The sequence below is a fragment of the Streptomyces sp. NPDC025793 genome (assembly GCF_055558375.1).
Map to the genome: position 1 here is coordinate 93458 of NZ_JBVHMR010000015.1, position 18431 is coordinate 111888.

At 73.2% G+C, this 18431-nt stretch carries 14 protein-coding genes, 1 tRNA gene and 1 pseudogene; 7 read left to right on the top strand and 9 right to left on the bottom strand.

The window, feature by feature from the left end; all coding sequences use genetic code 11:
• Positions 1–88: 88 nt before the first annotated feature.
• The 3 genes from ACZ4MF_RS26775 to ACZ4MF_RS26785 all read right to left on the bottom strand — a co-directional run bounded on the left by ACZ4MF_RS26775 (position 89) and on the right by ACZ4MF_RS26785 (position 2301).
• The gene (locus ACZ4MF_RS26775; protein ID WP_467494460.1) at positions 89–928 is read right to left on the bottom strand and encodes an SCO1664 family protein; all 840 of its coding nucleotides are present in this window, start codon (positions 926–928) and stop codon (positions 89–91) included.
• On the bottom strand, positions 892–1482 hold the full coding sequence (locus ACZ4MF_RS26780) for a DUF3090 domain-containing protein (RefSeq protein ID WP_356022403.1): 591 nt from the start codon (positions 1480–1482) through the stop codon (positions 892–894). Before ACZ4MF_RS26780 ends, ACZ4MF_RS26775 begins: the two co-directional genes overlap by 37 nt.
• A gap of 108 nt (positions 1483–1590) precedes the next feature.
• Positions 1591–2301, bottom strand: a complete 711-nt coding sequence (locus ACZ4MF_RS26785; RefSeq protein ID WP_467494461.1) for a histidine phosphatase family protein — start codon at positions 2299–2301, stop codon at positions 1591–1593.
• 62 nt (positions 2302–2363) lie between these two features.
• On the opposite strand from ACZ4MF_RS26785, the pseudogene ACZ4MF_RS26790 reads away from it, so the two are divergent.
• Positions 2364–3176, top strand: a pseudogene (locus tag ACZ4MF_RS26790) (magnesium and cobalt transport protein CorA); the annotation flags it as partial.
• Between the two features lie 36 nt (positions 3177–3212).
• Here ACZ4MF_RS26790 and ACZ4MF_RS26795 read toward each other — a convergent pair.
• Together ACZ4MF_RS26795 and ACZ4MF_RS26800 are read right to left on the bottom strand one after the other, a co-directional pair.
• On the bottom strand, positions 3213–4001 hold the full coding sequence (locus ACZ4MF_RS26795) for a ferritin-like domain-containing protein (RefSeq protein WP_467494462.1): 789 nt from the start codon (positions 3999–4001) through the stop codon (positions 3213–3215).
• A gap of 246 nt (positions 4002–4247) precedes the next feature.
• Positions 4248–5303 carry an LLM class F420-dependent oxidoreductase gene (locus ACZ4MF_RS26800; RefSeq protein ID WP_467494463.1) on the bottom strand — a complete coding sequence of 352 codons (1056 nt, stop codon included), beginning with the start codon at positions 5301–5303 and terminating at the stop codon, positions 4248–4250.
• Positions 5304–5490: 187 nt separating this feature from the next.
• On the opposite strand from ACZ4MF_RS26800, the gene ACZ4MF_RS26805 reads away from it, so the two are divergent.
• A complete protein-coding gene (locus ACZ4MF_RS26805; RefSeq protein ID WP_356022413.1) occupies positions 5491–6474 on the top strand; it encodes an aldo/keto reductase in 984 nt (327 codons plus the stop codon).
• Positions 6471–8750: a helix-hairpin-helix domain-containing protein gene (locus tag ACZ4MF_RS26810; protein WP_467494464.1), complete on the top strand. Its 2280-nt coding sequence runs from the start codon at positions 6471–6473 to the stop codon at positions 8748–8750. The genes ACZ4MF_RS26805 and ACZ4MF_RS26810 overlap by 4 nt, the downstream gene beginning before the upstream one ends.
• Positions 8751–8834: 84 nt before the next feature.
• On the opposite strand, the gene ACZ4MF_RS26815 is transcribed toward ACZ4MF_RS26810, so the two are convergent.
• Positions 8835–9530: a hypothetical protein gene (locus tag ACZ4MF_RS26815; protein ID WP_467494465.1), complete on the bottom strand. Its 696-nt coding sequence runs from the start codon at positions 9528–9530 to the stop codon at positions 8835–8837.
• A gap of 47 nt (positions 9531–9577) precedes the next feature.
• On the opposite strand from ACZ4MF_RS26815, the gene ACZ4MF_RS26820 reads away from it, so the two are divergent.
• Positions 9578–9766 carry a DUF5703 family protein gene (locus ACZ4MF_RS26820; protein ID WP_046732800.1) on the top strand — a complete coding sequence of 63 codons (189 nt, stop codon included), beginning with the start codon at positions 9578–9580 and terminating at the stop codon, positions 9764–9766.
• Positions 9767–9897: 131 nt separating this feature from the next.
• On the opposite strand, the gene ACZ4MF_RS26825 is transcribed toward ACZ4MF_RS26820, so the two are convergent.
• From ACZ4MF_RS26825 to ACZ4MF_RS26835, 3 genes are all read right to left on the bottom strand, one after another.
• Complete coding sequence (locus ACZ4MF_RS26825; RefSeq protein WP_467494466.1) at positions 9898–10734, bottom strand: chaplin; 837 nt, start codon at positions 10732–10734, stop codon at positions 9898–9900.
• 118 nt (positions 10735–10852) lie between these two features.
• Positions 10853–11086, bottom strand: a complete 234-nt coding sequence (chpH, locus tag ACZ4MF_RS26830; RefSeq protein WP_071375800.1) for a chaplin ChpH — start codon at positions 11084–11086, stop codon at positions 10853–10855.
• A gap of 148 nt (positions 11087–11234) precedes the next feature.
• The gene (locus ACZ4MF_RS26835; RefSeq protein ID WP_467494467.1) at positions 11235–12560 is read right to left on the bottom strand and encodes a M20/M25/M40 family metallo-hydrolase; all 1326 of its coding nucleotides are present in this window, start codon (positions 12558–12560) and stop codon (positions 11235–11237) included.
• 213 nt (positions 12561–12773) lie between these two features.
• On the opposite strand from ACZ4MF_RS26835, the gene ACZ4MF_RS26840 reads away from it, so the two are divergent.
• The 3 genes from ACZ4MF_RS26840 to ACZ4MF_RS26850 all read left to right on the top strand — a co-directional run bounded on the left by ACZ4MF_RS26840 (position 12774) and on the right by ACZ4MF_RS26850 (position 18426).
• Positions 12774–12861: transfer RNA gene (locus tag ACZ4MF_RS26840), tRNA-Leu, on the top strand.
• A gap of 271 nt (positions 12862–13132) precedes the next feature.
• On the top strand, positions 13133–16996 hold the full coding sequence (locus tag ACZ4MF_RS26845; protein WP_467494468.1) for a Pls/PosA family non-ribosomal peptide synthetase: 3864 nt from the start codon (positions 13133–13135) through the stop codon (positions 16994–16996).
• Positions 16997–17073: 77 nt separating this feature from the next.
• Positions 17074–18426: a M1 family metallopeptidase gene (locus ACZ4MF_RS26850; protein WP_467494469.1), complete on the top strand. Its 1353-nt coding sequence runs from the start codon at positions 17074–17076 to the stop codon at positions 18424–18426.
• Positions 18427–18431 lie beyond the last annotated feature (5 nt).

Below are 18431 nucleotides of genomic sequence, written 5' to 3' on the forward strand. Positions count from 1 at the left end.
TGAGCCTAACCGGCCAGGAGCTGCGTATACGAACGGGATCGGGCCGGATGGCCCGTTAGACGGTCTTGTACATCTGCCGCCGTTGTGCTCACACGGGCGGCCACGGGATCGCCGGCCACTCACCGCCCGGTTCCGGATGCACGCCCGAGGAGAGCAGTTCCTCGGTACGCGCGCGTGTGGCGTCGATCTCGGCCGGGGTGATCAGTCCGGCGAGCCGCTCGCCGAGCGGTCCGCCCAGGCCCTCGCGCAGGCCGCCCAGGACCTCGACGGCCTCGGCGGTCAGCGGCTCCCCGGCCCAGCCCCACAGCAGGGTGCGGAGCTTGTTCTCGACGTTGAAGGTGACGCCGTGGTCGATGCCGTAGAGCCTGCCCTCGGTGGTGGGCAGCAGATGGCCGCCCTTGCGGTCGGCGTTGTTGATCACGGCGTCGAGGACGGCGAGCCTGCGCAGCCGCTCGTCGTCGGCGTGCACGAGCAGCGCGGTGCGGCCCTCGCCGACCTCGGCGAGGCCGATCGCCTTCCAGCCCGGCTCCGGCTCCTCGGCGTCCACCAGGGCGAGCAGCTCCGCCTCGGCCTGGACGTCGATCCACAGCTGGCACATGCCCTCGCCGTAGGGCCCCTCGCGCAGCACGGTCGGCGGGACGAGGCCCCAGCCGGTGGCCTCGGAGACCGCGTAGGCGGCCACCTCGCGGCCGGCCAGGGTGCCGTCGGGGAAGTCCCACAGCGGGCGCTCCCCGGCCACGGGCTTGTAGATGCAGGAGGCTTCCCGGCCGTCGTACGCGACCGTGCAGAACAGCGCGGCGTTCGACGCCTCGCGGATGCGACCGCGTACGGTCAGCTCACCGCGCGCGAGCAGTTCGGCGGCGGCCGCGTCGGCGGACGTGTCGACGGACGTCACGCTCCGCGGCGGTATCCGTTCTGGCGCGGACATACATGTCCTTCCGGATCGAGCGGGAGGCTGCACAGCGGGCACGGCGGCCGCCCGGCGTTGACGACGTCGAGGGCGCGCTTGGCGAAGGCCCTGGCCTGCGCGCCGGTCAGCCGGACCCGCAGCATCGGGGGCCCGTTCTCCTCGTCCTGGAGCAGTCGCTCCTCGGCCTCGGCGAGGTCCTCGTCGGTGTCGGCGTCCAGCTCCACGAGGGCCTGCGCCTCGACGATCATGCGCTGTTCCTCGCCGTCCCACGCCAGCGCCATGGTGCCGACGCGGAACTCCTCGTCGACGGGGGTCTCCAGCGGGGCGGTGTCGGCGATCTCGGTGGGCGCCATGGCGGGGACGGCCGCGCTGCCGCCGCTGCGCCGTACGACCTCGTCGAGCAGTTCGTCCATGCGCTCGGCGAGCGCGGCCACCTGCGTCTTCTCCAGCGCCACGCTGGTCACCCGGGAACCTGCGACGGCCTGGAGGAAGAACGTACGGCGCCCGGGCAGTCCGACCGTGCCGGCGACGAAGCGGTCCGGCGGGTCGTAGAGGAACACCTGACGGGACACGTCCTGATCTCCATTGGGTTCGAGAGCTTCAGCGGTGCTGGCCACGCGGGTACGCGACTGCGGTGGATCCGAGTGCGGTGGATCGCTTCACCCTACTGCGGCCGACGATCACGGTGCGCCCGCACCACCCCCGACCGGTGCGTCGCCCTCACCGGTGCCCTCGTCCGGTTCGGCGCCCGGTTGTTCGCGCGGGGCGAGGGAGGCGAAGTCCCCGGTGTCGCCGAGCCGGATCAGGAACGGCCGCAGCCGGGTGAAGCGGATCGCGGTGACGGAACAGGGCTCCACGGAGATCCGCTGGAAGAGGTCGAGATGGAGCCCGAGGGCGTCGGCGACCAGGGACTTGATGATGTCGCCGTGCGAGCACATGAGGTAGACGGCGTCGGCGCCGTGCTCGCGCTCCACGCGCGCGTTCCACTCGCGTACGGCCTCGGCGGCGCGGGTCTGCATGGCGCGCAGGGACTCGCCGCCCGGGAAGGCGGCGGCCGACGGGTGGGCCTGGACGACCTCCATCAGCGGCTCGTCCTTCAGCTCGGCGAGCTTGCGGCCGGACCAGTCGCCGTAGTGGCACTCCCCGATCCGCTCGTCGGTGTGGACGCGCAGTCCCGGGCGGGCCTCCAGCAGCGGGCGCACGGTCTCCTGGCAGCGCTGCAGCGGGCTGGCGACGACCTCCGAGATCGGCAGGCCCGCGAGCCGGGCCGGCAGCGCGGCGGCCTGCGCGGCGCCCCGCTCGTCCAGGGCGACGCCGGGCGTCCACCCGGCGAGCAGACCGGAGGTGTTGGCGGTGGACCGTCCGTGCCTTACGAGGATCAGGGTGGGCATGCGGCCCAGGGTAGGCGTACCAGCGCGTGCGCCGCTGGGCGGGCGAGGGGAGAACGCGCTCCGTGATCGTGGACCGCGCCGTCTACCGGCACGGGCTCCGCGCCGAGGGCCCGGAGGACCTGTCCGAGGCGCCGGCGGAGGCGCGGGCGGCGGGCGGTTTCGTGCGGATCGGGCTGTACGAGCCGTCGGAGCGCGAGTTCGGCCAGGTCACCGAGGAGTTCGGGCTGCATCCTCTGGCGGTCGAGGACGCCCTCAAGGCGCATCAGCGGCCGAAGCTGGACGTGTACGCCGACTCGCTGTTCATGGTGCTGAAACCGGTCGTCTACGAGCCCGAGGGCGACACCGTCACGACGGGCGGGATCACGGTCTTTGTCGGCGACTCCTTCGCGGTGACCGTCCGCCATGAAGGAGCCGCGGTGCGTTACGAACACGGCATCGTGGAGACGCCGTCTGCGACACAGGGAGTCTCCCGGCTCACCGGAGAGAGCTCCAGACCTTCGAGCGGCAGGTCGGCATTGCCGTCGTTCCGCCGCGCTCGACGAGTCCGCTGCCTGTGAGCGACCCGTACGGCGCGGCGGAGCCTTTCGTGCACGACATAGGCGCGGCCCTTCTTCCGGGACGTGGGCGACCATCTGCTGCCGGTGAACGAGTCCGTGGAGGCGCGGGACCGGCTGGTGCCCGACATCCTCTCGGCGCATCTGGCGCAGATGAGCGTCCGGCAGAACGACGACATGCGGAAGATCTCCGCGTGGGCGGCCATGGCCGCGGTGCCCACGATGATCGCCGGGATCTGCGGCATGAACTTCGACCACATGCCGGAGCTGCGCTGGCTGTGGTCCTACCCGGCGGTGATCCCGCTGATGGCCGGGCTGGAGGAGGCACCGCGACTGGCTTTAAGGGGCCGGTTCGGCTCAGGCGAACTCGTGGGCCGGGGCGGTGGGCCCGCCGAGGGCGTCGCGGCGCTCGGGCATGCGCAGGGCGGCCATCCGGTGCCAGCCGGCGAGGCGTTCGTAGCCGTACAGCGCGTGGATGCCGGCGGCGAGCAGCGCGGACGTGGCCCGGGGCCAGCCGAGGATGCGCCCCATGTGGGCCATCACGGCGAGGCTGACGTCCCGGTGGACGGCGATCTCGGCGAGCGCGTACGCGCGCAGGGTCCGCTGGATCAGCCGGCCGTGTCCGGCGGCGGCGAGGCGCAGCAGTTCCTCATGGGTGTAGGCGAGGTGGTTGTCCTCGTCGGTGGAGATCATGCGTACGGCCTTGCCGACGTCCGGGTCGTCGGCGAAGTACCGGCGGAGCATCGTCATCTGCTCGGCGGCGCGCTGCTCGGTGACACGGCTGTGGGCGAGGTAGACGACGATGTCCCGTACGGACAGCGGCGCCTCGCGCCGGAGTCTGTCGTGCGCGAGGCCGATGCCGCGCCGCTCCAGGAGCATCGTGTAGTCGGTCTCGGGCGGTACGGCGACGGGGGTGAGCCCGCGCTTCCTCATCAGGGCGTGGAAGATGCGGCCGTGCTTGTCCTCGTCGGCGCCGTGGCGGGCGATCTTCGGAGCGAGCGCGCGTTCGCTGTCCGGCACGAGCGCGGCGATCCGCCCGTTCTCCCAGCCGCCCTGGCACTCCCCGCCGGCGGCGATGGAGCAGAAGAGCCGGAAGGACTCGTCGTGGTCGAGGATCTCCTGGAACAGACTCCTGGCCGAAAGCATCGAGGTCCCCTCTCCGCAAGATGCATGATTTCGCATCATCCGCGACATTCCGCAGAGAACGAGTCAAATGCGGGTGGAGAGGAGCCGCAACACGGATGCCCGGCGACTCGGCCGGAAGAAGGAACGCCGGGGTCGTAACCGCGCGGCGCCCGGCGCGTTGTTCCGGGTGACGGCCGTGGCGGGGAAGACCCCCGAGCCCCCACCACGGCCGCAGAAACCTTTACTGAACCCCTTCGGCCGAGGCCGTCAGGCGAGCCCGGCGCGCTCCAGCGCCTCGCTGCCGGCCCGCAGGGAGGCGAGCCGCTCGTCCAGCGTGAAGCCGGCCGGGGCGAGGCTGAGGGTGGTGACCCCGGCGGCGGCGTAGGCCTTCATCCGGTCCGCGATCCGGTCGACGGAGCCCAACAGCGTGGTCCTGTCGATGAGGTCGTGCGGCACGGCGGCCGCGGCACCGGCCTTGTCCCCGGACAGGTACTTCTCCTGGATGTCGGCGGCCTCCTTCTCGTATCCCATGCGCCGCGCGAGCTGGTTGTAGAAGTTCTGCTTGGCGCTGCCCATGCCGCCCACGTACAGCGCGGTGTAGGGCCGGAAGGTGTCGGCGAGCCGGGTCACGTCCTTGTCGTCGCCCACGGCCAGCGGCAAGGTGGGACAGACGTCGAACCCCTCAAGGGTCTTGCCGGCCTTCTCGCGCCCCGCGCGCAGATGCGTGATCGTGGTCTCCTCCAGGTGCTCGGCGGAGGGGAAGATCAGCAGGGCGCCGTCGGCGATCTCGCCGGTCTGCTCCAGGTTCTTCGGGCCGATCGCGGCGATGTACAGCGGGATGTGCTCGCGCTGCGGGTGCACGGTCAGCCTGATCGGCTTGCCGGGGCCGCCGGGCAGGGGCAGCGTCCAGTGCGCGCCCTCGTACGTCAGCCGCTCCCGGGTCATCGCCTTGCGCACGATCTCGACGTACTCACGCGTGCGTGTCAGCGGCTTGTCGAACGTGACGCCGTACCAGCCCTCGGAGACCTGCGGACCGGAGACGCCGAGGCCGAGCCGGAACCGCCCGCCGGAGAGCGAGTCGAGCGTCGCGGCGGTCATCGCGGTCATCGCGGGCTGCCGGGCCGGGATCTGGAAGATGGCCGAGCCGACGTCGATGCGCTCGGTCTGCGCGGCGACCCAGCTGAGCACCGTGGCCGCGTCGGACCCGTACGCCTCGGCGGCCCAGCACACGGCGTACCCCAGCCGGTCGGCCTCCTGGGCCACGGCCAGATTGTCCCCGTCCATTCCGGCGCCCCAGTAGCCGAGATTGATCCCGAGTTGCATGGCCCATTCCCCTTACCCGTGAGTAACGTCCCTGTGGGGGCGACCTTAGCGCGGGGGTGGGGGTCCGAGGCAGGGCGTGGCCGGGACAGGGGCCGGGATCACCGGTCCCGGGGTATGTCCGGCACCCGTCCGCCGAGTTATCCACAGGCCACCCACCGCATGGGTTCTGGCCAGTAATCTCGCGGTCATGGAGCAGAGGCATCTCGGCCGAACCGGCCTGCGCGTGTCCCGGATCGGACTCGGCACCCTCACCTGGGGCCGGGACACCGACCAGCACGACGCCGCGGACTTGCTGAAGACGTTCTGGGAAGCCGGCGGCACACTCGTCGACACCGCGGACGTGTACGGCGACGGGGAGTCGGAGTATCTGCTCGGCCAGCTGATGGAGGGTCTGGTGCCGCGCCGGGACCTGGTGATCTCCACGAAGGCGGGCAGCGTCCCCGATCCAGACCGCCGCTTCGACGGCTCCCGCGGTCATCTGCTCGCCGCCCTCGACGCCTCCCTGGCCCGCCTCGGCACGGACTACGTCGACCTGTGGCACGTGCACGCCTACGACCCCGGCACCCCCCTGGAGGAGACGCTCCAGGCCCTCGACATAGCGGTGAGCAGCGGCCGTGCCCGCTACGCCGGCGTCTCCAACTTCTGCGGCTGGCAGCTCGCCAAGGCCGCCACCTGGCAGCTCGCGGCGCCGGGCACCCGGACCCGCCTGGCCAGCACGCAGATGGAGTACTCGCTGCTCCAGCGAGGCGTCGAGCGCGAGGTGCTGCCCGCCGCGCTCGACCTCGGCGTCGGCCTGCTGCCCTCCTCCCCGCTCGGCCGGGGCGTGCTGACCGGAAAGTACCGGCAGACCACTCCCCCGGACTCGCGCGGCGCCTCCGAGCATCTGGCGCCGTTCGTAGAGCCGTACCTCGACGACACGGCGAGGCACATCGTGGACGCGGTGACGACGGCCGCCGACGGCCTCGCCGTCACCCCGCTCCAGGTGGCCCTGGCCTGGGTCCGGGACCGGCCCGGCGTGGCCGCCCCGATCGTCGGCGCGCGCAACGCGCAGCAGCTCACGGCGGCATTGTCAGTGGAGGCGCTTAGTCTTCCTGACGAGATCTGCCGGGCGCTGGACGATGTGTCGGCGCCCCTGCACCGCTATCCCGATCACGACTGGAGCACGCTGTGAGCACGGAGCCGGAGACCACGGAGAAAGCCGGGCCGGGGACACCGGACACCCCCGAGGCCCCGGGCGCCGAATCCGCGCCCGCGGAGAGCCGTGCGCAGGGCGGCGTGGGTGAGGACGGGAGCGACGGCGCGAGCGAGGCCGGGGCCGAGACCGAAACCGAGGACGGTGCGAGCGCCGGCGTCGCCGAAGGCGAGAGCGGCTCGGGTGGGGCCGGCGGCGGTGAGGGCGCCGGGGCCCAGGTGTCCGAGGCGGAGGCCGAGTTGGCCGCGCAGCGGGTCGAGCGGGAGCGGATCGCGCGCCGCAAGGCCGAGAAGACGGCCCCGGTCGAGAGCGGCGCCAAGCTCAGCGGCACGGCGGCGGACCTGCTCGCCGCGATCCGGGCCGTGGAGGGCGGCGCGAAGCCCGCGGCGACGGTGTTCGCCGAGCCCGCACCGTCCCCCCGCCGTCTGGCCCCGGAGCCGGTGCACCGGCCGCAGCCGACCCCGGCCCCGTCCGTCGCGCCGGGCGCTCCCGCCGCTGAGACCGCCGAGGCCGTCCGCCGCGTGCTGACCGAGGGCGGAGCCCCCGAGGCCCTGGCACCCCAGGTCGCGGCGGCGCTCGGCGAGGGCGCGGACACCGCGCTGCGCGAGGACCCCTGGCAGTTGCTGCGGGTCGGCGGCGTCCGGCCGGAGCAGGCCGACGGCTTCGCCCGGGCCCTGCTCGGCGCCGCCTGCGGACCCGACGACGAGCGGCGGGGCCGCGCGGTGACCGTCTGGCTGCTGGAGCAGGCCGCGCTGGCCGGGCACACCGCGCTGGAGCTGCCCACGCTCATCACGGCGCTGGGCCGGCAGGGCGTGCCCGACCCGGACGCGGCGGTGCAGAGCACACTCGCCGAGGCCGAGGCGCTGGCCTTCCAGGACGCCCTGGAGGACACCACCGGCGCGGCCCCCCAGGGGGCGGACGAGGGTGACGACGAGGGTGAGGAGGAGGAGCGGCCGGTCCGTGTCCTCGTCGGTCTGGAGCGCTACGCCCTGGCCGAGGAGAGCCTCGCCGACGGCCTCGCGAGGCTCGTCAACTCCCTGTCGAAGGACACCGAGGAGGCCTGGCGGGCGGCGGCCGACGCGGCCCGCGGCGGCGCGGCCGAGCTGGTCCGCGCGGTCGCCGGGCACGGCCTGGTGCTGCACACCGGCGGGGAGGCGGCCCGCGCCGAACCGGCCGCGCTGCTCGATGCCGCCCGCGCCGCCGGCCTGCGGGCCTTCGCCGTCTGCCACACGGCCGACGGCCGCCGTCGCCTGGCCGCAGTGCCGGGCCCCCGGACCAGCGGGGACGCGGCGACACGCGGCGTGGGTACGGCGGCCGGGCTGCTGTCCGGTGCCGAGGGCCCGGGCCGGGGCGCGGACGGCGCCCTGGAGCTGGACCTGCTGATCGTGCTCGACGCCCCGCAGCTGGACGTGGAGAGCGCCGCGATGCTCGTGGAGTCCCTGCCGGACGGGGCCCGGCTGGTGCTCAGCGGCGACCCGGCGGTGCTGTGGTCGGCCGGTCCGGGCCGGGTCTTCGCGGACCTGCTGGCCGCCCGTGCCTGCCCGCAGGTCGCCTCCCGCGTGCCCGACCCCGGCCCGATCGGCGAGCTGGTCTCCGGCATCGGCATCGGCGAGCTGAATCAGGTCGACGCCCCCGGCAAGGAGATCGTCATCGTCCCGGTGCGGGACGCGGGCGAGGCCGTGCACCGCACGGTCCAGCTGGTCGCGGACTCGGTGCCGCGGGCGATCGGTATCCCGGCCGACCAGACCGTGGTGATCACCCCGGGGCACGGCGGCGCGGCCGGCACCCGCGCGCTCAACGCCGCCCTGAAGGAGCGCCTCAACCCCGGCCCGGGCCGCTTCGGCGGCTTCGACCCCGGCGACCGGATCGCCTACACCCCCGCCCCGGGTCGTACGGTGCCGGGCGTGGTGGTGAAGGCCGACGCCGACGGGCTGCACCTGTCCTGCGCGGGCGCCCCCGTGGTCGTCCAGCGCGAGCGGGTGGAGGGGGCCGTACGGCACGGCTGGGCACTGACCGCGCATCAGGCGGTCGGGGCCCGCTGGCCGGCGGCGGTCGTGGTGCTGCCCGGTGACGCGGCGCAGACGCTCAGCAGACCGTGGGTGTACACGGCGTTCTGCCGGGCCGAGCGGCATCTGTCCGTGGTCCACGGGGTGGAGCAGGCCCTGCCGAAGGCGGTCGCGGAGACCTTGGCCAAGCCCCGCACGACCCGCCTGCGGACGCTGCTGCGCACCCAGGTGCCGACGGCGGCCGGCTGACCTCCGCGCCGGCGGATCGGCCGCGACGGCGGATCGCGGTGGTGCCGCGGCGGCCTCAGGCCGTCACGGCACCACCGGCGGACGTCATCTCGTGACGCCCTCGACCTCGTCGTCCGCTTCCGTGTCCTCGTCCGCGTCCTCGACGAATTCGAGATCCTCGTCGTCGGCGTCCTCGTCGTCGAACACCGCGCTCACGTCGAACCGGCACACCACACCCAGCGGGTCGACGTGCTCGAACGGCGTCTCCAGCCACTCACCGGGTTCCGCGGGCTCCTCCGCCGCGGTGACCCAGAGCGTGGAGTCGCCCTCCTCCAGACCGAACTCCTTGTGCCGGGAGGCGATCTCGTCCGGTTCGAACTCGCCGAAGAGGACGCCCAGCGCGCCGGGGACCGTGCCGGCGGCGCCGTCGGCCGAGCCGCCCGACTCGTCGTACTCCGCCGCCTCGACCCGCTGGGCCTGCGCGAGCAGCCGCTGGGGTTCCGCGACGGCGTAGTCGCGGCGGATCAGCACGCTGATCGCGTGGGGTTCCTCGGGGCCCGCGTACGGCGGCAGCTCCTCCGCACCGGGGATCTCGAAGGGTGTGACCTCGTCGTAGCGGTCGTAGAGCAGCTCGTCGTACACCTCGGCGGCCGCGGCGAGCTGGTTGAACGCCTCGGAGACGGCCGGGTCGTCCTCCCCCGACCTGCGTTCGACCGCCGCCAGATGACGGTCGAGCGCGGTCTTGACCGCCTCGGCGGCGGCACGTACCTCGGCAGCGGTGGGCTGCGCAGCATCAGACATAGTGCAGACGCTATCCGTACCGGGCCCCAGCCCGCACAATAGATGCGATGCCGGAATACGAATTTGTCGACGTGTACGTACCTCGCGGGGTCTCCCGCAAGGAGGCGACGCGTCTGCTGACGGACCATGCCGAGTACGGACACTGGGAGTTGGACCGACTGAGCCTGATGCGCGACGGCAGCCGCAGGGTGCGGTTGCGCCGGCGGATCATCCGCCAGGTGCGCGCCACGTGGTGAGGCCGGACACATGAACGGAGCGGGCCCGGCCGGCATGGCAGGGCCCGCTCCGTTTTCCGCGCCGTACGGCCCACAGTGCCGTACGCCCTTGTCCTCACCCGGTGTTGACCGCTGCCGGGCCGCGTCGGCCGCTAGGCGGAGGCGCGTGCCTTGCGGTACAGCACCGCGCCCGCGAGCAGCGCGCCCGCACCGGCCGGCAGCGCGAGGCCGAGCGGCACGTCACTGCCGGTGTGCGCCAGCTCACCGGTGGTGGGGAGCTGTTCGCCGCGGTCGCCCTGTGTCCGGACCTGGGAGGCCCCGTGCGGCTTGTGGGCCTGCTGCGTCCCCTGGGGCCCGTGGGGCGTGTGGCCCCCCTGACCGGGCGGGGTCGTCGGACCTCCCGGATGGGTCGGCTTACCGGGGTGACCGGGGTGTCCCGGGTGTCCCGGATGGCCAGGGTGACCCGGATGTCCCGGATGGCCGGGGTGTCCCGGCGGGTTGCCGTTCCCACCCCCCGGCGGCTGGGTCTGGTGACCGCCGCCGCCGTTGGCACAGTCGTTGCCCGTGGCGGTGTTGCCCACGCCGATGACGTTCACGCTGTTTCCGCAGACGTTCACCGGAGCGTCGATCGGCACCTGCACGGTGTTGCCGGAGCCGACGCCGGGCGAGCCGCCGGTGTGACCGCCCGCGTGCGAGCCCCCGGATCCACCGGAGCCGCCCGAGCCGCCGTGACCCCCCGACGCACCGCCGTGGTTGGCGCACGAGTTGCCGGCGGCCGGGTTGAGCAGTCCGACCACGTTCACGGTGTTGCCGCACACGTTCACCGGTGCGTGCACCGGCACCTGCACGGTGTTGCCGGACAGTACGCCCGGCGAGCCGGCCGCGGCGCCCATGGCGCCGGAGTCCGCGTGGGCGTAGCCGCTCGCGGCGGCGATCATCCCAGTCGCGGCGGCCATCGTCATCAGGCCTTTGCGCGTGCTTTGTCGCATGCTGATTCCCCCCTGCCTTCGCTTCACTTCGGAACGGAAAGGCCAGTCGGCCCCGGAGCGCATGGGGCGCACTCCGAGGCCGACGGCTTGTCGCGCACGCCCCCTCAGGGAGCCTGCGTCACTTGTTCAGGCAGGTGTTGCCGAAGGCGGGGTTCAGGAGCCCGATCACGTTGATCGTGTTGCCGCACACGTTCACCGGGACATGGATGGGCGCCTGAACGACGTTGCCGGAGACGACACCCGGGGAGTGCACGGCGGCACCCTGAGCACCGGAGTCCGCGACAGCCAGGCCCGCACCCGCGAGAACCAGCCCACCGGTGGCAGCCGCAGCAGCGACGACCTTCTTGATCATTACTTCCTCCTCGTTGGCAATGCGATCCCAAGCTGCTGGGATCACGTCACTTGTAACGAGGAGGGAGTAATGGAGCTACGAGCTTATGGTCGCATTCACCCTTCTCAGTCGGTGTCGTACGCGCGCCCGATTACTCCAGGGCAAGGCTTCACGACGCGTCGATGAACCGGTCCAGCACCCGCACGCCGAACTGGAGGCCGTCCACCGGCACCCGCTCGTCCACACCGTGGAACATGCCGGCGAAGTCCAGCTCCGGCGGCAGCTTCAGCGGGGCGAAGCCGAAGCCGCGGATGCCGAGGTCGTCGAAGGACTTGGCGTCGGTGCCGCCGGAGAGCATGTAGGGGATGGCCTTGGCGGTGGGGTCCTCGGCGAGCAGCGCGGACTGCATGGCCTCCACCAGCGCGCCGTCGAAGCCGGTCTCGACGGCCTTGTCGGCGTGCACGTCCTCGCGCCGGACGTGCGGGCCGAGCAGCCGGTCGAGGTCGCCGAGGAACTCCTCCTCGTAGCCGGGCAGGAACCGTCCGTCGATGTGCGCGGTGGCCTCGCCGGGGATGACGTTGACCTTGTAACCGGCGTTCAGCTGCGTGGGGTTGGCCGTGTTGCTGAGGGTGGCGCCGATCAGCTTGGCGATGCCGCCGAGCTTGGCGAGGGTGGCCTCCATGTTCTCCGGGTCCAGCTCGGTGCCGAGCGCGTCGCCCAGCTCGTCGAGGAAGGCCCGGGTGGTCTTGGTGACCCGGACGGGGAACTTGTGCCTGCCGACCCGGGCCACGGCCTCGGACAGCTCGGTGATGGCGTTGTCCCGGTGGATCATCGAGCCGTGCCCGGCGGTGCCGGCCACGGTCAGCTTCATCCAGTGCATGCCCTTCTCGGCCGTCTGGATCAGATAGAGCCGCCGCTGCTCGTTCACGGTGAAGGAGAAGCCGCCGACCTCGCTGATGGCCTCGGTGACGCCCTCGAAGAGGTCCGGGTGGTTGTCGACCAGGTACCGGGCGCCGTACGTACCGCCCGCCTCCTCGTCCGCGAGGAACGCGACGACGATGTCGCGCGGCGGCCGGCGCCCGCTCCTGAGCCGGTCCCGGACGACCGCCAGGGTCATGGCGTCCATGTCCTTCATGTCGACGGCCCCGCGCCCCCACACGCAGCCGTCGGCGACCTCGCCCGAGAACGGGTGGTGGGTCCAGTCGTCGGCGTTGGCCGGTACGACGTCGAGGTGGCCGTGGATCAGCAGCGCCGGCCGCGACGGGTCCTCGCCCGCGATACGGGCGACCGTGGAGGCGCGGCCCGGGTGCGACTCGTAGATCTTCGGCTCCAGCCCGACCTCGGCCAGCTTCTCGGCGACCCACTCGGCGGACGCCCGCTCACCGGGGCCCGAGTGGTCGCCGTAGTTGCTGGTGTCGAACCGGATCAGCTCGCGGCAGAGGTCCACGACCTCGTCCTCGCCGGTGACGCTCCTGGCCGTGTCCGTCTCGCTCACGTGCTTCCTCCCGCTGTCACTGCTGCTGGGTCCCCTCATCCTCTCTCCGGCCCCGCCCCCGGCCCAAGACGGGGCATGGCCCGTCACACGCCGTTCATGCGGCACGGCCCCGGGACCGGGGGTGATCAGCCATCCCCGAAAGCCTGGTAATGTTTCCTTCGTCGCCGCGAGGGAAACCCCGCCGAAAGGGATCCTTCGCACGACAGACACCTTGTCCGGGTGGCGGAATGGCAGACGCGCTAGCTTGAGGTGCTAGTGCCCTTTATCGGGCGTGGGGGTTCAAGTCCCCCCTCGGACACCAGTGAGGGCCCCTGTTGATCAGGGGCCCTTTCGCATGCGCCCCGAGTGGTTCCGCCCGCCGTCCGGCGCCCCAACCGCCCCTGATTGTCCGCTCATTGGCGGTGTGTGGGGCATGTCTCGTACGGCGCGAGGATTCCCAGCTCAGCGCCCTCGGGCCGGCTTCCTCCCGGCCACCGGTACGGCCCTCCCGAGTGGCCGGACCCGGAGCCTGCTCCTAGCGTCGGAGTAAAATCTTCGGTTTGTGACTTCAGCCGGACCGACGTGAGGACCCGATGGCAGCCATAGACGAGAGCAGTGCTCTCGGCCTGCTCGACGAAGAGATCCGCACGGAGTTCGGCGACCGGGCCCGCTTCTCGGCGGGGCCCGCCGGGTCGCCGCGCACGCTGGTGGACGTCTTCGACGCGACCGTGCGGGCCCACCCGGACGAGCCCGCGCTGGACGACGGTACGACGTGTCTCAGCTACCGGGCGCTGGCCGGTGAGGTCGAGCGGGTGCGGCGGCGGCTGGCCGAGGCCGGGGTCGGGCTCGGGGACCGGGTCGGGGTGCGGGTGCCGTCGGGGACCAACGAGCTGTACGTCGCGATCCTCGCCGTGCTCGCCGCCGGTGCCGCCTACGTCCCCGTCGACGCCGAGGACCCGGACGAGCGGGCGGAGTTGGTGTTCGGGGAGGCGGACGTACGGGCGGTCGTCGGGGCCGGGTGCGCCATCAGCGTGCGGGGCGACGCCGGCGGCTCCGCTGCCGCGCGGCCCGGGACCGGGCACGACGCGTGGATCATCTTCACCTCCGGGTCGACCGGAAGGCCCAAGGGCGTCGCCGTCTCGCACCGCAGCGCCGCCGCGTTCGTGGACGCGGAGGCCGCCCTGTTCCTGGCCGAGGAGCCGATCGGGCCCGGGGACCGGGTCATGGCCGGGCTGTCCGTCGCCTTCGACGCGTCCTGCGAGGAGATGTGGCTGGCGTGGCGGTACGGCGCCTGTCTGGTGCCGGTGCCCCGGTCGCAGGTCAGGAGCGGTGCCGATCTGGGCCCGTGGCTGGTCGAGCAGGAGATCACGGTCGTGTCCACCGTGCCGACGCTGGCCGCGCTGTGGGAGCCCGAGACCCTGAACGACGTACGGCTGCTGATCTTCGGCGGTGAGGCCTGCCCGCCCGAGCTGGCGCAGCGGCTGGTCACCGAGGGGCGCGAGGTGTGGAACACCTACGGGCCGACCGAGGCGACCGTCGTGGCCTGTGCCGCCCTGCTGACCGGCGAGGAGCCGATCCGGATCGGGCTGCCGCTGAACGGCTGGGAGCTCGCCGTCGTCGACGACGGCGGTGAGCCCGTGGCCATGGGCGACAGCGGGCAGCTCGTGATCGGCGGGGTCGGGCTCGCGCGGTATCTCGACGCCGAGAAGGACGCGGAGAAGTACGCGCCGCTCCAGTCGCTGGGCTGGGAGCGGGCCTACCGGAGCGGGGACCTGGTCAAGGCCGAGCCCGGGGGGCTGGTCTTCCTCGGGCGGGCGGACGAGCAGATCAAGCTCGGCGGGCGGCGGATCGAGCTGGGCGAGGTGGATGCCGCGCTCCAGGCGCTGCCGGGCGTCGCGGGGGCCGCCGCCGCCGTGCGCACCGCCCGCAGCGGCAATCAGCTGCTCGTCGGCTACGTCGTCACGCAGGACGGCTGGGACCACGCGGCCGCCGTCGAGAAGCTGCGCGCCGAGCTGCCCGCCGCGCTCGTACCGCTGCTCGCGCCCGTCGCCGAGCTGCCGACCCGGACGTCCGGGAAGGTGGACCGGGGCGCCCTGCCCTGGCCGCTGGAGGGCGTCGAGACGCCCAAGGCCGATCTGTACGGCACCGAGGCCTGGCTCGCCGAGCAGTGGACCGAGGTGCTGGGCATCCCGGTGACCGGCGCCGGCGACGACTTCTTCGCGATCGGCGGCGGCAGCCTCGCCGCCGCCCAGCTCACCACCCGGCTGCGCACCCGCTACCCGAGCGCGGCCGTCCTCGACATCTACCAGCAGCCGACCCTGCGCAAGCTGGCCCGGCGGCTGGAGCAGTCGGTGCAGGACGACGGCGGCACGCGGACCGTGGCTCCGGTTCCCGTCCGCGCCCAGGTCGTCCAGCTGCTGCTGCTCCTTCCGCTGTTCACGCTGCTCGGGCTGCGCTGGACGCTCGTGCTGGCCGCCGTCGGCAACGTGCTGCCGGGGTACGCCTGGCTGCCGACCGCCCCCTGGTGGCTCCTCGGCGCCGGCGCGCTGCTGTTCTTCACGCCGCCCGGCCGGATCGCGCTCGCGGCGGGCGGGGCGCGGCTGCTGCTGCGCGGGCTCGCACCCGGGCGGTATCCGCGCGGCGGGAGCGTGCATCTGCGGCTGTGGGCGGCCGAGCGGCTGGCCGAGTTCAGCGGGGCGACCACGCTCACCGGTTCCTGGCTGGAGCGGTACGCGCGGGCGCTGGGCGCCAGGATCGGGCCGGACGTGGACCTGCACTCGCTGCCGCCGGTCACCGGCATGCTCAGGCTGGGCCGGGGCGCGGCCGTGGAGTCCGAGGTCGACCTGTCCGGGTACTGGCTGGACGGCGACCGGCTGGAGGTCGGCCCGGTCAGGGTCGGCGCGCACGCCACCGTCGGCACCCGCAGCATGCTCTTCCCGGGCGCCCGCGTCGGCAAGCGCGCCGAGGTGGCCCCCGGCTCGGCGGTGAACGGGCAGGTCCCGACCGGCCAGCGCTGGGCGGGCGCGCCGGCGGTGAAGCTGGGCAAGGCCAAGCGCAACTGGCCGAAGGAGCGCCCGCAGCGGGGCACGTACTGGCGGGTGATGTACGGCCTGACCGGGCTCGCGCTGAGCGCGCTGCCGCTGGTCGCGGGCGTGGCCGCGCTGCTGGTCGCCGGGCTCTTCGTGGCGTCGGGCGACTCCGCGGGCCGGGCCCTGCGCGGGGCCGCGGAAGCCCTGGTCCCGGCCACGCTGGCCTACGGGCTGGCGTACGCGCTGCTGATCCTGGTCGCCGTACGGGCGCTGAGCCTCGGCCTGCGCGAGGGCACGCATCCGACGCACAGCCGGATCGGCTGGCAGGCGTGGACCGTGACGCAGCTGATGGACCGCGCGCGCGAGACGCTGTTCCCGCTGTACGCCGGGCTGGTCACGCCGGTGTGGCTGCGCCTGCTGGGGATGCGGATCGGGCGGGGCGCCGAGGTGTCGACCGTGCTGGCGCTGCCGAGCCTGACCACTGTCGGCGACGGGGCGTTCCTCGCCGACGACACGCTGACCGCGCCGTACGAGCTGGGCGGCGGCTGGGTGCGGATCGGGCGCGCGGAGATCGGGCGGCGGGCGTTCCTCGGGAACTCCGGGATGACGGCGCCGGGGCGCAGCGTGCCGGACGGCGGGCTGGTCGGGGTGCTGTCGGCGACGCCGAAGAAGGCGAAGAAGGGCACCTCGTACCTGGGGCTGCCGCCGGTGAAGCTGCCGCGCAGCGCCGCCGACGGGGACCAGAGCCGTACGTACGAGCCGCCCGCCCGGCTGCTGTGGGCGCGGGCTCTGGTGGAGCTGTGCCGGATCGTGCCGGTGCTGTGCTCGGCGGCGCTGGCCGCGGCGACGGTGGCGGCGCTGTGCGCGCTCGGCGTGTGGGCGTGGGCGCTGTCGGGTGCGGTGCTGCTGCTGGCCGGTGGCGTCGCGGCCCTCGGGTCGGTCGTCGCGAAGTGGGCGCTGGTGGGGCGGCACCGCACCGGTGAGCATCCGCTGTGGAGCTCCTTCGTGTGGCGCGACGAGCTGGCGGACACGTTCGTCGAGGTGCTGGCGGTGCCGTGGCTGGCCGGTTCCGTGCCGGGGACGCCGGTGATGACGGCGTGGCTGCGCGGGCTCGGGGCGCGTATCGGCCGGGGGGTGTGGGTGGAGAGCTACTGGCTGCCGGAGGCGGACCTGGTGACGCTGGAGGACGCGGCCACCGTGAACCGCGGCTGTGTGCTCCAGACACACCTCTTCCATGACCGGATCTTGCGGACGGATACTGTGGTACTCCGTGAGGGCGCCACACTGGGTCCTGGCGGGATCGTGCTGCCCGGCAGCACGGTCGGGGCCCGTACGACCCTGGGTCCCGCGTCGCTCGTCATGGCCGCGGAGTCCGTCCCGGACGACACCCGCTGGCTCGGCAACCCGATCGAGGCATGGCGTCCGTGACCGCGGGCCTCTCGGCGTCGGTGAACGGTGCGCCGGCGCAGCGGAGTGGTGGCACAGCGCAGGGAGCGGACACAGCAGTGGCAGTTCAGCAGTCGGCCGGCCCGGACCCCTACTTCCCGGACAACGGTGACGCACGGTACCGGGTGCATCGCTACGAGCTCGCGCTGGACTACCGGCCCGGCCCCAACCGGCTGGCCGGCACGGCCCGGATCAACGCCATCGCGGGCCGGTCGCCACTGACCGAGTTCCAGCTCAACCTGGCCGACTTCAGGATCGGCCGGCTCCGGGTGGACGGCCGCCAGCCGCACTGGACGCATCGCGGCGGCCGGCTGCGGATCAAGCCCGCCAAGCCGGTCCGGGCCGGGGCCGCGTTCACCGTCGAGGTGCACTGGTCCGGCAACCCGAAGCCGGTGGCCAGCCCCTGGGGCGGGCTCGGCTGGGAGGAGCTGGCGGACGGGGCGCTGGTGGCGAGCCAGCCGACCGGCGCGCCGTCCTGGTACCCGTGCAACGACCGGCCCGCCGACAAGGCGTCGTACCAGATCTCGGTGACGACGCCGTCGGCGTACGCGGTGGTCGCGGGCGGGCGGCTGCTGACCCGGACGACGAAGGCGTCCACGACCACGTGGGTGTACGAGCAGTCCGCGCCCACGTCCAGCTATCTCGTGGGTCTCGCGATCGGCAAGTTCCAGACGGTGCTGCTGGGCGATCCGGGTCCGGGCGGGGTGCCGCAGCACGGGCACATCCCGGCGCACCTGCTCCCGGAGTTCTCCCGGGACTTCGCGCGGCAGCCCGCGATGATGGAGATGTTCCAGGAGCTGTTCGGGCCGTACCCGTTCGACGAGTACGCGGTCGCGGTGACCGAGGAGGAGCTCGATGTGCCCGTCGAGGCACAGGGGTTGTCGCTGTTCGGCGCCAACCACGTGGACGGCGCCCGGGGTTCGGAGCGGCTGGTGGCGCACGAGCTGGCGCACCAGTGGTTCGGCAACTGCGTGTCGGTGGCGGACTGGCGGCACATCTGGCTGAACGAGGGTTTCGCCAAGTACGCGGAATGGCTGTGGTCCGAGCGTTCGGGCGGCCGCAGCGCCCAGCAACTGGCCGCCACCGCACACCAGTTGCTGACCACGCTGCCGCAGGATCTGCGGCTGGCCGATCCGGGGCGCCGGTCGCTGTTCGACGACCGGGTCTACGAGCGCGGCGGTCTGACCCTGCACGCGGTGCGCTGCGCGCTGGGCGACGAGGCGTTCTTCCGCATGCTGCGCGACTGGGTGCGGCTGCACCGCAGCGGCACGGTGACGACGGCCGCGTTCGCCGAGCACGTGGCCCGGTTCGCGGACGAGCCGACGGCCGGACTGTTCGAGGCGTGGGTGTACGGGGCGAAGCTGCCGCCGCTGCCGGTGCTCGCCAGGCCGCTGCCCGGGCAAGCTCCCTAGACTTG